The organism is Mucilaginibacter sp. P25 (genome assembly GCF_050859465.1).
In the GTDB taxonomy this organism is placed as follows: Bacteria; Bacteroidota; Bacteroidia; order Sphingobacteriales; family Sphingobacteriaceae; genus Mucilaginibacter; species Mucilaginibacter gossypii.
In genome coordinates this window covers 353,570-367,944 of sequence record NZ_CP193937.1, presented here as the reverse complement: position 1 = coordinate 367,944, position 14,375 = coordinate 353,570, and the positions used below count along the sequence as shown (strand labels likewise).

Sequence of the window (14,375 nt, the reverse complement as noted above, 5' to 3'; positions counted from 1 at the left end):
AATAAACAAGACTATGGAAGGCATAAAACGTTTACTATCATTCAAGCTAAGTGATCTTACCTTTGGAAGGGTATCAAGGGCGCTGTTAAGAAGGGTTGGCAATATATGGCATTTGGCTACGTGGTATTTCCCATTTGGATTTTCTAAACGGAACAAGGAAAAGATTAAACAATATGAAAATATTCATGCCGGCAAAAGGTGTTTTATTGTTTGTAATGGCCCCGGCTTAAATAAAATAAATATCGATCTGCTGAAAAATGAATACACTATTGGTATGAATAGGATCTATTTGATGGAAGAGCAAAATGGCTTTTCACCTACTTATTTATTTTGTTATGATAAAGCTACTCAGCTTCTTCAGTTTACCGAAGAGTTTGATGCTTTAAAATTACCCTGCTTTTTTAACTGGGATTTGAATAAGAAATTCAGCAGAAAAGATAATCAGGTGTTTTTAAAAGGAAAATTTTCACCTTCTTTTTCAATAGATCCGATTGATGATTTGGTGGGCAATGGCAAAACCGTAACATATATATGCATGCAGTTGGCTTATTATATGGGTTTTAGCGAAGTTTACCTGGTAGGGAAAGATCATTCTTACAATACCACTGTAAAACCCACAAATGCAATTGTAAGTGATGGGCATGATCTTAATCACTTTTCGCCAAAATACTATCGCCCCGGACAAATATGGGATGCCCCTGATTACCATTCGGAAGAGTTAGCATATAAGCTTGCGCGTAAAGTGTTTGAGCAAAGCGGCAGAAAAATACAAGATGCAAGTGTTGACGGCAAGCTTGATGTTTTTGAAAAAGTTGACTTTAAAGAACTGTTCACAGAGAATATACATAGTTAGTTCCATTATTATATAATGAATATTTTTGTTATCGGTACAAGGGGAATACCCAACATTCAGGGGGGTAGAAACCCATTGCGAGGAGTTATATTCAGATCTTGTTAAGAAAGATAATGTCAATGTTACCGTTGTAAGAAGAAGTGCTTACGCAAATGAAACTAAGGGCCTTGAAAATTATAAGGGAGTTCATTTAAAAACTATCTACTCTCCGAAAAACAGGTTTTTAGAAGCGATTGTACATACATTTTTAGCAATTATATATGCTGGAGTTAAGCGTCCGGATATACTTCACATTCATGCTATTGGACCGGCTTTGTTTACCCCCTTTGCCAGGTTGTTAGGTTTAAAGGTTGTAGTAACCCATCATGGACCAGACTATGAGCGACAAAAATGGGGAAAAGCAGCTAAGAGGTTTTTAAAATTAGGCGAATGGGCTGGAGTAAAATTTGCTAATAAGGTAATAGTGATCTCCAAGGTAATTGGAGAAAGCATCAAGAATAAATACGGAAGGCATGATTACGATTTAATACATAACGGTGTTCCGGTTGCAAAAAGAATTACCAGACAGACTATCTTAACCAGCTTGTTGTACAGCCCCATAAATATGTTTTTACCCTTGGCAGGTTTGTTCCTGAAAAAGGCTTTGATTATTTAATTAGGGCCTATAAGCAATCGCCCATAGCTAATGAGTACAAACTTGTTATTGCCGGTGAAGCAGATCACGAAACAGAATATTCAACGGAGTTGCGTTTGCTGGCACAAAAAGAGGGAATAATCCTTCCGGGATTTATTAAGAACGATAAACTACATCAACTGTTTACAAATGCCCGGTTGTTTGTTTTGCCTTCCTTTTATGAAGGATTGCCAATCGTATTGCTTGAGGCCATGAGTTACAGCCTTGACATATTGGCAAGCGATATCCCCGCCAATAAAGAAGTCAATTTAACCGGCTCATTTTATTTTGAGGTTGGTAATATCAATAGTTTGTCAGGACAGTTAGAAAAGAAGCTATGTCAACCAGTAAATGAGGTTAGGTATAATTTGCAAAGTTACAACTGGGAGGTAATTTCAAATCAGACGTATGACGTTTATAAACAATTAATAGGTCGATAATATGCTATTTAATTCAATATCTTTTGTAGTATTTTTTATAGTTGTTACAACGTTATATTTCGTATTAAGTCAAAAATACAGGTGGCTGCTACTTTTAATAGCAAGCTGTTACTTTTATATGGCTTTTGTTCCTATTTATATTATAATACTGGGTGGAACCATTATAGTTGATTATTTTGCCGGAATTTATATCGAAAATGCAAAAGGGGTAAGGCGCAAGTTTTTCCTTACAATAAGCTTGATTGCGAACATTGGCGTACTTTGTGTGTTCAAGTACTACAATTTTTTGAACGGAAACTTAAGTGCACTTTTAGCGTATTCCGGGCATAAAAACCCCATCCCGTTTTTAACGATATTATTACCGATAGGATTATCTTTTCATACGTTTCAGGCTATGAGTTATACTATTGAAGTATATCGTGGTAACCAACCAGCCGAACGTAATTTTGGAATATACGCGTTATACGTAATGTTTTATCCCCAGCTGGTGGCTGGTCCTATTGAGAGGCCTCAAAATTTGCTGCATCAGTTTTATGAAAAGCACGATTTCAATGCCGAACGTGTTGCAGCCGGGTTAAAACAAATGATGGTTGGTTTTCTGAAAAAACTGGTGGTCGCAGATCGACTTTCGATATATGTCGATACTATTTATAGCAGTTCGGCCACGCAATCTGGAAAATCACTTTTGGTGGCAACCATTTTTTTGCAGTGCAAATATATTGTGACTTCTCCGGGTATTCGGATATTGCAATTGGAGCTGCAAAAGTAATGGGCTTTGACCTGATGAAGAATTTTAACCGGCCATATTTTTCGCTGTCAATAAGCGAATTTTGGCGCAGATGGCATATTTCCTTATCTACGTGGTTTAAAGATTATCTTTATTTCCCCTTAGGTGGTAGCAGAGTAGCAAATGTATACAGAAGATATTTCAATCTGCTGGTGGTTTTTCTGATAAGCGGATTATGGCATGGTGCAAATTGGACTTTCGTGATCTGGGGTGCACTTAACGGCTGTTTGCTTATTATTGAATCGGCTTTAAAAGTACCTTTTACAACTACAATATGGTGGAAGAAGCTTTTAAGGACAATTATTACGTTCTCTTTGATTTGTTTAACCTGGGTATTTTTCAGGGCAACAACCGCTAACCAGGCTATCACAATAGTAGGAAAGATACTTCAATTTAAAGGGCCACTGTATCTTGGTAATCCTAAGGATCATTTCCTTTATTCTGTATTTGCCATTTTCTTCCTTTTATTTATTGAGTTTATCAGGGAATATTTTCCGAAAAGATTTGAGCTATTTGGTAATAAAAATGTAATGGTGCGGTATGCTGTATACGCAACAGCAGTAATTGCTATTTTGCTTTTTGGCGTGCTCGATGGCGGGCAGTTTATTTATTTCCAATTCTAACTGATACTTTATCAAGCATATTCTGATTTATGAAGGAATTTATAATTTTTTTAAAACGCCTGGTTATTTTACTGTTAGTAGTGATAGTCAGTGATATCGCCATAGGTGCTGTTATTAACTATGTGTTTAATAAACAAAAGAGTGGGAAGTACTTTATTACTACATACGCATTAAACAAAACTAATGAGGATATCCTGATTTTTGGGAATTCTCATGCCGCGCAGCATTTTAATACGCCCTTGATGGTTGAAAAAATGAAAGTGTCGGCTTTTAATTTCGGTGTGCAAGGGCAAAGTATGTCATATTATTACCCGGTGATAAAGTCAGTATTAAGTCATCATACGCCTAAGCTCATTATACTTAATCTTGATTGTTCTGAATTAAGCAAAAACCCGGCAAATTATCAAAGGCTTTCTATCTTTTTGCCTTATTTCCATAAAAACAAGTATATCGATACAAGTATAGCTTTGATTGGTAAAGTTGAGAAATATGAAGCCTGGTCATCGCTTTACAGATATAATTCAACTTTAGGATACATGTTATTTAACATGTCAGGAAAGTCGGATAATAAAAGTTACAAAAGCTTGGGTTTTGATCCTCAATACGGGAATTTTTGTCAAAAAACTCCTGATGAGAGTACAAAACCTCCTAAAACAAAATTTGATGACAGGGTAATAAACTTACTCAGTTCTTTAATCGCAGATATTAAGCAAGCTCACATTCCGCTTGTAGTAACAACTACGCCTCTCCTCAATGGCATGGGCGATAACATATATCAGGATAAACTAAGGGTTTTATTAAAAAATAATGGTGTAGAATATTGGGATTATGCTAATGATACTAACTTTAAAACTAAATGCGACCTGTTTCTAGATCAAACCCATTTAAATAAAGGCGGAGCAGATCTTTTTACAACGATGATCATTAAAAGGATAAGTGACAGCAATCTTTTAACGAGTAAGGACACAGCACAGAATTGATTAAAAGGCGAATATAATAACAGTTTAGTCCTTATTGCTGACCTAGTAATAGGGACTAATTATTTATACGTGCACGCACCATGCTATGCTGCCTCCCTTTTCCAAATAGTAGTCTGAATATATCAGTCTTGTCTGTCTTTTAGTCAATTATTTTCTTTCAATCGATGAATGCTAGCCGTAAAATTAAATGCGAAGGGGAGGTAATAATAATGGATGCCCTTAAAAACAAGGTAGGCAGGTAGGTTAGGCGAAGCGGACGATTATTAAAAGCGACGAGAACACACAGATTGACCTATTATATAAATAAATAACAAGTGTTCCCGTTTGTATAAAAACACTTGTTATCTATTTTATCGTGTTTTATTGCTCTAAGCCAGAGATAAACGCTTTATAACTTGGCTTTTTACGATACTGCTCATCAAATAACAATGGATTATCTTTCTTTTTAGGGCCCCCACCTGCATTGATGTAAGTATCTTTGTCGGTCACACACCAGAATGTAATTCCAAACTGCTGACGTTTAGGTACAAGGGTTTTATATTGATGAGCTATGTAATAGTATAGGTTAGCTTGTTTGTTTGCATTTTGTGAGGAATCGGCGGTGTCAAATAAATTGCCTCCGGGGTTAAGGCGGATATCTAATTCAGAAATATGAATTTGCAAGCCGGTTTTGGCAGATTGGACGAGTGCGTTTTTTATACCTTCTTGTGAGGTGCCTATATCAACGTGCAATTGTAATCCCAGTCCGCCAATAGGAATATTACGTGCTTTAAAATCACGTACCATGTTTAACATCGCTTGTAATCGCCTGGGTGATTTCTCTTGGCTGTTATCGTTGTAAAACAGAACGGCTTGAGGATCGGCTTCGTGGGCGTATATAAATGCCCTGGCTATATAGTCTTTACCTAAATGCAGCGCCCAAACGTTTACATACTTTTTATCGTAGGTAGCCATCCTTGGTGTACCATCATTATCAAAAGCTTCATTCACAACATCCCATGATTTAACCCTACCTTTGAAATGCCTTACTATGGTTTGAATATGTGTTTTAAATAAATTTTCCCACGCTACAGAATCGCCCTGGAAATTTTGTACCCAATCAGGAAGCCCCTGAAAGTAAATGAGGCAATGGCCATGTACATCCAGGTTATTTTTCACTCCAAAATTTACAAGGTCATCTGCCGGCGAAAATAAAAAAGTATTGGGTGTTGGCCTGAGTTGGTTCCAGAATAATGAACTGGCAGTACTCATACTATTAAATTCACGCACTACTATTTCCCTTATTTTAGGGTCATTTAACTGGCGGGTGCCTATTCCAACTCCAATGGGGAAACTCGTGGCTTTTTTTAAAGTATCGTTTTGAGTTTTCGTGTTCAAAGTATATTTAAACTGTTTGTGATTGGTAACGGAAGAAGGGAAGGATACAAAGCAAAACGCAGTGCAAACAAGGGCAATATATTTCATAATTTTAAATGTATTAAATTTTATTTAATTAAAGCGGTCATTGCAATACCTGCAAAAATACCGCTCCTTTTATTTATAAGGGTAGTAACAGTTTTTTTTATTTTTTATTTTAAAAGCTCATATAAACGAGTGTTTTATTACAATGTGTTTTTAACGTTAACGCTATTTAATGTTTTTAAAGTAGATAATAAGTATGAGTTTTTAATGAAAAAAATTATCGAATCTTGACAGTTCAGTTCTGGATACCTTTATATTCGCCCACATTACAATATTATATGAACCAATGTTTGTATTTTTAAAGACAAATATTGAAAGATAACTATCGCTCTATTCTATGGAAAAAAGAAAGGCATTAATTACGGGTATCACCGGCCAGGATGGTGCATATCTTACCGAGTTGTTAATTTCAAAAGGATATGATGTCCATGGTATAAAACGCCGTAGTTCATTGTTTAATACAGATAGGATTGACCATCTTTATCAAGATCCGCACGATAGCGAAATAAGGTTAACACTTCATTACGGTGATTTGAGTGATAGCACTAATCTTATTCGTATAATCCAGCAAGTTCAGCCAGATGAGATATACAACTTAGGTGCTATGTCGCACGTGAAAGTTAGTTTTGATACTCCTGAGTATACAGCTAATGCCGATGGCATTGGAACTTTAAGGTTACTTGAAGCTATTCGTATCTTAGGCCTTGAAAAAAAGACAAAAATATATCAAGCATCTACTTCTGAACTGTATGGTTTAGTGCAGGCTGTTCCTCAATCTGAAACCACACCATTTTATCCGCGTTCACCATACGCAGTGGCAAAAATGTATGCTTATTGGATAACAGTAAATTATCGTGAGGCTTATGGCATTTACGCTTGTAACGGTATATTGTTTAACCACGAAAGTCCCTTGCGTGGCGAAACCTTTGTAACTCGTAAAATTACCCGCGCAACTGCAAAAATTGCTATGGGGTTACAGGATAAATTATTTCTGGGCAATCTGGATGCTCAAAGGGACTGGGGACATGCTAAGGATTATGTGGAGGCTATGTACCTGATATTACAACAGGATAAACCTACTGATTATGTGATTGCTACCGGTGTAACTACCCGTGTTCGCGAGTTTGTAAGACTTGCTTTTGCCGAAGTTGGCATCACAGTTGAATTTAAAGGCGAGGGCATTAATGAAGTTGGATATGTTGTTAGCTGTAACAATCCTGATTTTCACGTTGAAATAGGTAAGGAAGTAGTTGCTGTTGATGCTAAGTATTTCCGTCCAACCGAAGTAGATCTACTGATTGGTGACCCTGCAAAATCAAAGAAATTGTTGGGCTGGCAACCTAAATACGACTTGAAAGAGCTTGTTAGCGAAATGGTTGCAGCCGACGTTGACCTGTTCAGAAGGGAAAGGTTATTGAAGGATTCTGGCTATGCCATCAAAAACCAATTTGAATAAACTATGATGGAAAAGGACGCAAAGATATATATAGCTGGTCATCGTGGCATGGTTGGTTCCGCAATTTTCCGTAAACTACAACGTGAAGGTTTTACGAATTTTGCAACGCGTTCATCGTCAGAACTCGACCTTCGTGATCAGGTTGCTGTATCCGAATTCTTTAGGCAGGAAAAGCCCGATTATGTTTTTCTTGCAGCTGCAAAAGTTGGTGGTATTGTTGCCAATAATACTTACAGAGCTGAATTTTTATATGATAATCTGCAAATTCAGAATAATATCATTCATAACTCATATTTAAATGGGGTAAAGAAGCTGATGTTTTTGGGTTCAAGCTGTATTTATCCAAAATTAGCGCCTCAGCCTTTAAAAGAGTATTACTTGTTGACTGGTCCGCTTGAGGAAACCAATGAACCATACGCGATAGCCAAAATTGCAGGCATAAAAATGTGCGATGCTTATCGTGCTCAATATGGTTGTAACTATATATCAGCTATGCCTACTAACTTGTACGGTTATAATGATAATTATCATCCTCAAAACTCTCATGTTTTGCCTGCTTTGATCCGTCGTTTTCACGAAGCTAAGGAGCAGCAGGCGCCGGCGGTAACTATATGGGGTACCGGCACACCAAAGCGTGAATTTTTATTTGCTGATGATCTTGCCGAAGCATGCTATTATTTGATGCAGAACTATAATGAGCCGGGGCTGGTTAATATAGGAACTGGCGACGATGTAACTATAAAAGAGCTTGCAGAGCTTGTAAAAAAAGTAACTGGTTATAAGGGCGAAATTAATTTTGATACTTCTAAACCAGATGGTACACCCAGAAAGCTAATGGATGTTACTAAACTGGCAAATGCAGGATGGAAATATCACACCAAGCTTGAAGATGGTATTGCATTAGCATACGCCGACTTTTTAAGCAAGGGTGAATTGATTGTTCAACGATAAGTAATTCATGTCATACTTAAACATCAGAAGCCGGCGAAAACCGGCTTCTGATGTTTAAAACCCCTAATAAATCATTTATTAGGCTCGCTGTTGGCAGCTCTTCCTTAGGTGTTCAATGCATTAATAATATAGCAGCCAACTGTTTGAATTACGGTCCGTCCGTTAATAAGGTGTATTACTCATTTTTAAATATGCCGTTGGGTTCTGTAACGTATTTTGCATTATCTTCGTTAATAGAAAACGGTACGCAATCCGGTTTTAGTTATCTTAATATATTATATGACTATAATACCAACCCCGCTTAAGGGATGTTTATTAATAAAACCACGTATTTTTAGTGATGACCGCGGTTATTTTTTTGAATCGTTTAATCAACAACGGTTTGCTGATGCTACAGGCTTCAATGTCAACTTTGTACAGGATAATCAATCTTATTCAACTAAAGGTGTATTACGTGGCCTGCATTTACAAAAAGGTCGGTTTTCGCAAGCTAAGTTGGTTAGGGTAACCAAAGGCGAAGTATTGGACGTAGCTGTCGACCTGCGCAAAGGGTCGGCAACTTATGGGCAATATTATGGAGTGCATTTAACCGAACAGAATAACGAGCAATTTTTTATTCCCCGTGGATTTGCCCATGGCTTTATTGTATTGAGCGATGAAGCCGTATTCCAGTATAAATGTGATAACTACTATAACAAAGAGTCAGAAAGTGGTCTACATTATGCCGATCCTGATTTAAATATTGATTGGCAGCTCAGCGGGAGCAATGTGCTGGTATCGGATAAAGACCTTGAACTGCCCTTTTTAAAGGATGCTCCTGATTTTGGGTTCTAATTTTTATCCTGGTTTAATCAAAAAATAACACTTCTAAAAAATGCAAAATATCATCGTATTTGGAGCATCAGGACAATTGGGTAACTGCTTAAAGAAAGTAGCAGGCGACAGGAAAATAGATTATATCCATTTCCTGCCTGAAGAAGAGGCGGACATTCTGCGGGAAGATTTGCTGGATATTGTTTTTGAAAAATATAGACCGGCGTTTGCTATCAATTGCGCTGCTTATACCGCTGTTGATAAAGCGGAAGACGAAGTTGACCTGGCCCGGGCGATCAATAAAACAGGGGCCGCAAATCTTGCCAGGCATTGTAAAGCATATGGTGCTACCCTTGTTCAGATCTCAACTGATTTCATTTTTAAGGGCGATGTGGCATTGCCACTCACAGAGGAGGCCATTGCTGAGCCTATCAGTGTATATGGCCTTACCAAACTGGAGGGAGAACAGGCAATTGCGGAAATTCTTGATGAACACTATACAATTCGTACAAGCTGGCTATACTCCGAGTATGGCAACAATTTTGTAAAAACCATGCTAAGGCTTGGGGCCGACCGTGATGAGCTTAAGGTGATTGCAGACCAGGTGGGCACACCCACATATGCTATTGACCTGGCAGAAGCAATTTTAACTATCATAACAGCTGGTAAAAAAGCATATGGTATTTATCATTACAGCAATGAAGGGGTAACCTCATGGTATGACTTTGCCAAAGGTATCTTTGATATTTCAGGTACTGATGTTAAAGTACTCCCAATACGCACATCAGAATATCCAACGAATGCGCAACGACCGGCATATTCGGTACTGGATAAGGCTAAGATCAAAGCTACGTTTAATATAAAGATCCCTTACTGGCGCGACAGCCTAAAAGCTTGTATTAAAAAATTGGCTGCCGCACAATAAACAATGAGTTTTAAAAAATAAAATGCCAGGCTTTTCTTACAAACCTGGCATTTTTAGTTTTTCCCCAAATAGCTTATAGGAATGTCCCTGCTGCTACCGTTTCATTAGTTGATTCATCAACCAGGATCAATGAGCCGGTAATACGGTTTTTGCGATACTCGTCAAACACTACGGGTTGAGTAGTGCGTAAACGGATCTTCACCATTTCGTTCATCTTAATATCGGTATTTTCTTCCTGCTTTTCAAGTGTATTGATATCAAGTTTATAATAAACTTCCTTAATGATCGACATTACCTCGCGGGTGGTGGTTTTGAGATGATATTTAGCACCTGGGCGCGGGCTGCGGGTTGCCATCCAGCAAATCATCGCGTCAAGGTCCTGGCTCACCTGCGGTTCGCTGTCGTCTTTAACAATCATATCGCCGCGGCTTACATCAATATCATCCTCCAAAGTAATGGACACCGACATTGGTGCAAAAGCTTCCTCAACCGGACCCGAATAAGTATCGATAGATTTTATGGCTGATGTTAATCCTGATGGCAATACGGTGATCTTATCGCCAGGCCTGAAAATGCCGCCTGCTATCCGGCCGGCATAACCGCGGTAATCATGATATTCATCCGCATGAGGACGGATCACTGTTTGCACCGGGAAGCGGGCATCAGAGTGGTTTTCATCACTGGCAATATGGATAGTCTCCAGTGTATGTAACAGGCTTTCGCCTTTGTACCACGGCATGTTTTCCGAATCGTTAACCACATTGTCACCGGCTAAAGCGCTGATAGGCACAAAACGGATATCAGTGACATCAATTTTTGCTGCAAAAGCTTCATATTGTTCAACTACTTTGTTAAAAGCCTCTTCGCTATAATCAACCAAATCCATTTTGTTCACACAAACAATAATATGTGGTATTTTTAATAGTGATGCAATAAATGAGTGGCGGCAGGTTTGCTCAACCACACCTTTGCGGGCATCAATAAGTACCAGGGCAAGGTTTGCTGTTGAAGCGCCGGTAACCATGTTGCGGGTATACTGGATATGGCCAGGGGTATCGGCAATAATAAATTTACGTTTGGGTGTGGCAAAATAGCGGTAGGCCACGTCAATGGTAATGCCCTGCTCGCGCTCCGAACGTAAACCATCAGTTAATAATGAAAGATCAACATGCTGAAGCCCTTTTCGTTCGCTCGATTGTTTTACAGCCTCCATCTGGTCTTCAAAGATGGATTTCGAATCGTATAGTAAGCGTCCTATAAGGGTACTTTTACCATCGTCAACACTACCTGCTGTAGTAAAACGTAATAATTCCATTGTGGTGGTATGTTTTTTGCTCCGGGCTTGGCTGCCTGAAGGCTCATTGAATCAAATTTAAAAATAACCTTGCTTTTTCCTGTCTTCCATTGAAGTATCCGAGCGTTTATCGTCGCTTCGGTTGCCCCGTTCGGTGCTGCGGGTTGCTGATACTTCAGCAACTATCTTCTCCAGGGTATCAGCGTCTGATTCGATACCGCCGGTGATGGTGATATCGCCCAGGGTACGGAAACGCATGAGCTTATTTTCGATAGTTTCACCCTCCCTAAGCTGTAAGAACTCCGAAGCAGGCAGCCAGGTATTATCGCGGTAAACTGCATTACGTTGGTGTGCAAAGTATAATGAAGGTATAGCTATGTTTTCCTGCAGAATGTAGTTCCAGATATCCATTTCGGTCCAGTTACTGATCGGGAACACACGGAAGTGTTCGCCCATGCGCTTGCGGCCGTTAAAGATATTCCAGAGCTCGGGGCGTTGGTTTTTAGGATCCCACTGGCCAAACTCATCGCGGTGACTGAAGAAACGTTCTTTAGCACGGGCCTTTTCTTCATCACGGCGCGCACCGCCGATAGCAGCATCAATCTTATTGCTTTCGATGGTATCAAGCAGGGTTACTATCTGCAACTCGTTTCGGCTGGCGTTAATACCGCTTTCCTCAACCGCACGACCTTTGTTAATTGATTCCTGAACCGAGCCTACAATAAGTTGCACGCCAAGGTTTTCAACCAGCTTATCCCTAAACTCCATAGTTTCAGGAAAGTTATGACCGGTATCAATATGGATTAGGGGCATTGGGATTTTAGCGGGCCAGAATGCCTTTTTTGCCAGGTGTGTTACAACAATAGAGTCTTTCCCGCCCGAAAACAGGATGGCAGGACGATCAAATTGTGCAACCACTTCCCTGATAACGTAAATGGCCTCTGATTCTAATTCCTGCAGATGAGTAAGATAATATTTATGCATGTTAACAATGAAAATCCGCTAAATCCACCTAAATAGTAGTTTTTAACGTTCAAACTGCAATAATAACAATTTTATGCTAATGTTGAGGGGATTAAATGGATTTTGCTTTTGAAAAAGGCTTGTTGCCTGATACATGGTTTATGTTCAAAATAATCAGATAAAATATAAGTTTGCATATTGAACAATAAATACCAACTTTATACCTGATAGCATTGTTCAACAGTATAATAATGGGCCCTGATATTACGGAAGCATTATTATATACTAACTTCGGGATGTTTATTTAAAAATTAGTATAATCAAATATGAAAGGCATTATTTTAGCAGGAGGGTCAGGCACCCGACTTTATCCTATAACCAGGGCAATCAGTAAACAACTGATGCCTATTTATGATAAGCCAATGATATACTACCCATTATCGGTTTTGATGCAGGCGGATATCAAAGAAATTCTGATCATTACCACAGCCGAAGATAATCCCGGTTTTAAACGGTTGCTGGGCGATGGCACAGAGTTAGGCTGTAAATTTGAATATGCTATACAGGAAAAGCCTAATGGACTTGCCCAGGCTTTTGTTATTGGCGAGCAATTTATAGGCGATGATAAAGTAGCTTTGATATTGGGCGATAATATATTTTATGGTACCGGATTTAACGAATTGATCCGCAGCTTCAATGACGTTGAGGGTGCTGCTATTTTTGCTTACCATGTGGCAGATCCGGAGCGCTATGGCGTGGTTGAATTTGATGCCGAATTCAGGGCATTGTCAATTGAAGAAAAGCCATTGCAGCCAAAATCGAAATTTGCAGTACCCGGCCTTTATTTTTATGATAATTCGGTAATCCAAATAGCTAAAGATCTTGAACCCTCACCCCGGGGTGAGTATGAAATTACCGATGTTAACAAGTTTTACCTTGAACAGGGTAACTTGCATGTTGGCGTTATGGATAAGGGAACAGCCTGGTTAGATACGGGTACGTTTGATTCATTGAGCGACGCTACTGAATATGTGCGCGTGATCGAAAAACGCCAGTCAACCAAAATCGGGTGTATTGAGGAGGTTGCTTACCGCCGTGGGTTTATCAATGACGATCAGTTGCGGCTGTTAGTTAACAAGTATATCAAAAGTGGTTACGGCAAATATTTACAAAGCCTGCTGCCGCAATAAAATAATTATGCGGAAGTTTCAATGGCTTTAGCCATCTGGTCAATAACATCGGGAGCACCGGCATCAAACCAAATAAAGTCTTTGTCTTTTCTGAACCAGGTAAGCTGCCTTTTGGCAAAGCGCCTGGTATTTTGTTTTATAAGCAAGAGCGCTTCATCAAGACTGGTTTTTCCATCAAAATAATCAAACAGCTCCGAATAGCCAACCGTATTTAAAGCATTTAATTCACGGTGGGGCAGGAGGGACTTTACTTCTTCCGCTAGCCCTTGTTTAGCCATCTGATCAACGCGCAGGTTTATACGCTCATATAGTTTTTCGCGGGGCATATCAAGCGCCAGTTTGATAATGTTAAAAGGTCTTTTATTTACAGTAGCGTTGCGGTAAGATGAAAATGGTTTACCTGAGGTTTCAAAAACTTCCAGCGCCCTGATGATACGCTGAGGATTATTAAGGTCGACCTGGGTATAATAATCCGGGTCGACCTGTTGTAGTTGTTTTTGTAATGTTGTAATTCCTTCTCTTTCCAGTTGTTGGTTTAGTTTTTCACGTACTGAAATATCGGCTACGGGCAAGTTATCAAAGCCTTCACAAATAGCTTTAATGTATAAACCTGACCCTCCCGCCAGGATCACCTTATCATGTACTTTAAAAAGTTCATCTAAAAGGCTAAGGCCTTGTTTTTCAAAATCGCCTACAGAAAAACTTTCAGATATAGAATGCGAATTAATGAAATAGTGTTTGGCGGCAGCCAACTCACTTTCATCCGGTTTGGCAGTACCAATAGTCATTTCTCTAAAAAACTGCCTTGAATCGGCCGAAACAACTGCTGTATTGAAGTGCTGTGCCAGCTTAATAGCCGCAGCCGTTTTTCCTATGGCGGTAGGGCCGGCAACTACAATGAGGGTTGGGGAAAGAGGGTTCATAGATGATGGTTCATAGTTCATAGTTTAAAATGTAACTTGGGTA

14 protein-coding genes and 1 pseudogene are annotated in these 14,375 nt (G+C 39.1%); 11 read left to right on the top strand and 4 right to left on the bottom strand.

What is annotated here, in order from left to right; translation table 11 throughout:
* The first annotated feature begins 13 nt into the window (after positions 1-13).
* The 6 genes from ACRQ5D_RS01890 (at position 14) to ACRQ5D_RS01865 (ending at position 4,356) form a co-directional block, all read left to right on the top strand.
* Positions 14-853, top strand: coding sequence for a 6-hydroxymethylpterin diphosphokinase MptE-like protein (locus ACRQ5D_RS01890; RefSeq protein ID WP_091166640.1), 840 nt, complete (start codon positions 14-16; stop codon positions 851-853).
* Between the two features lie 25 nt (positions 854-878).
* On the top strand, positions 879-1,508 hold the full coding sequence (locus ACRQ5D_RS01885; RefSeq protein WP_432328395.1) for a glycosyltransferase family 4 protein: 630 nt from the start codon (positions 879-881) through the stop codon (positions 1,506-1,508).
* On the top strand, positions 1,508-1,966 hold the full coding sequence (locus ACRQ5D_RS01880) for a glycosyltransferase (RefSeq protein WP_432329687.1): 459 nt from the start codon (positions 1,508-1,510) through the stop codon (positions 1,964-1,966). The genes ACRQ5D_RS01885 and ACRQ5D_RS01880 overlap by 1 nt, the downstream gene beginning before the upstream one ends.
* A gap of 118 nt (positions 1,967-2,084) precedes the next feature.
* Positions 2,085-2,735: a hypothetical protein gene (locus ACRQ5D_RS01875; RefSeq protein ID WP_431199010.1), complete on the top strand. Its 651-nt coding sequence runs from the start codon at positions 2,085-2,087 to the stop codon at positions 2,733-2,735.
* Positions 2,675-3,376, top strand: a complete 702-nt coding sequence (locus tag ACRQ5D_RS01870; protein ID WP_431199009.1) for an MBOAT family O-acyltransferase — start codon at positions 2,675-2,677, stop codon at positions 3,374-3,376. The genes ACRQ5D_RS01875 and ACRQ5D_RS01870 overlap by 61 nt, the downstream gene beginning before the upstream one ends.
* Before the next feature lie 29 nt (positions 3,377-3,405).
* Positions 3,406-4,356 (top strand): hypothetical protein, encoded by a 951-nt coding sequence (locus ACRQ5D_RS01865; RefSeq protein ID WP_091166646.1) that lies wholly within the window; start codon positions 3,406-3,408, stop codon positions 4,354-4,356.
* A 360-nt stretch (positions 4,357-4,716) separates the two neighbouring features.
* Here the strand turns inward: ACRQ5D_RS01865 and ACRQ5D_RS01860 are convergent, their stop codons facing one another.
* Positions 4,717-5,820, bottom strand: a complete 1,104-nt coding sequence (locus tag ACRQ5D_RS01860; protein ID WP_091166648.1) for an endo-1,4-beta-xylanase — start codon at positions 5,818-5,820, stop codon at positions 4,717-4,719.
* Between the two features lie 334 nt (positions 5,821-6,154).
* Here ACRQ5D_RS01860 and gmd point away from each other — a divergent pair, with 334 nt between their 5' ends.
* The 4 genes from gmd to rfbD all read left to right on the top strand — a co-directional run bounded on the left by gmd (position 6,155) and on the right by rfbD (position 9,962).
* The gene (gmd, locus tag ACRQ5D_RS01855; protein WP_091166650.1) at positions 6,155-7,273 is read left to right on the top strand and encodes a GDP-mannose 4,6-dehydratase; all 1,119 of its coding nucleotides are present in this window, start codon (positions 6,155-6,157) and stop codon (positions 7,271-7,273) included.
* Between the two features lie 6 nt (positions 7,274-7,279).
* The gene (fcl, locus tag ACRQ5D_RS01850) at positions 7,280-8,224 is read left to right on the top strand and encodes a GDP-L-fucose synthase (RefSeq protein WP_091166653.1); all 945 of its coding nucleotides are present in this window, start codon (positions 7,280-7,282) and stop codon (positions 8,222-8,224) included.
* Positions 8,225-8,503: 279 nt separating this feature from the next.
* Entirely contained in the window at positions 8,504-9,058 is a 555-nt protein-coding gene (gene rfbC / locus ACRQ5D_RS01845) for a dTDP-4-dehydrorhamnose 3,5-epimerase (protein WP_091166659.1), read from the top strand.
* Positions 9,059-9,098: 40 nt separating this feature from the next.
* The gene (gene rfbD / locus ACRQ5D_RS01840; RefSeq protein ID WP_091166661.1) at positions 9,099-9,962 is read left to right on the top strand and encodes a dTDP-4-dehydrorhamnose reductase; all 864 of its coding nucleotides are present in this window, start codon (positions 9,099-9,101) and stop codon (positions 9,960-9,962) included.
* 73 nt (positions 9,963-10,035) lie between these two features.
* Here the strand turns inward: rfbD and cysN are convergent.
* Together cysN and cysD are read right to left on the bottom strand one after the other, a co-directional pair.
* Positions 10,036-11,283 (bottom strand): annotated as a pseudogene (gene cysN, locus ACRQ5D_RS01835) (sulfate adenylyltransferase subunit CysN); the annotation flags it as partial.
* 51 nt (positions 11,284-11,334) lie between these two features.
* Positions 11,335-12,240, bottom strand: coding sequence for a sulfate adenylyltransferase subunit CysD (gene cysD, locus ACRQ5D_RS01830; RefSeq protein WP_090528572.1), 906 nt, complete (start codon positions 12,238-12,240; stop codon positions 11,335-11,337).
* Positions 12,241-12,545: 305 nt separating this feature from the next.
* Here cysD and rfbA point away from each other — a divergent pair, with 305 nt between their 5' ends.
* On the top strand, positions 12,546-13,409 hold the full coding sequence (rfbA, locus tag ACRQ5D_RS01825; RefSeq protein ID WP_091166665.1) for a glucose-1-phosphate thymidylyltransferase RfbA: 864 nt from the start codon (positions 12,546-12,548) through the stop codon (positions 13,407-13,409).
* A gap of 5 nt (positions 13,410-13,414) precedes the next feature.
* Here the strand turns inward: rfbA and miaA are convergent, their stop codons facing one another.
* On the bottom strand, positions 13,415-14,353 hold the full coding sequence (gene miaA / locus ACRQ5D_RS01820; protein ID WP_256337397.1) for a tRNA (adenosine(37)-N6)-dimethylallyltransferase MiaA: 939 nt from the start codon (positions 14,351-14,353) through the stop codon (positions 13,415-13,417).
* Between the last annotated feature and the right edge of the window lie 22 nt (positions 14,354-14,375).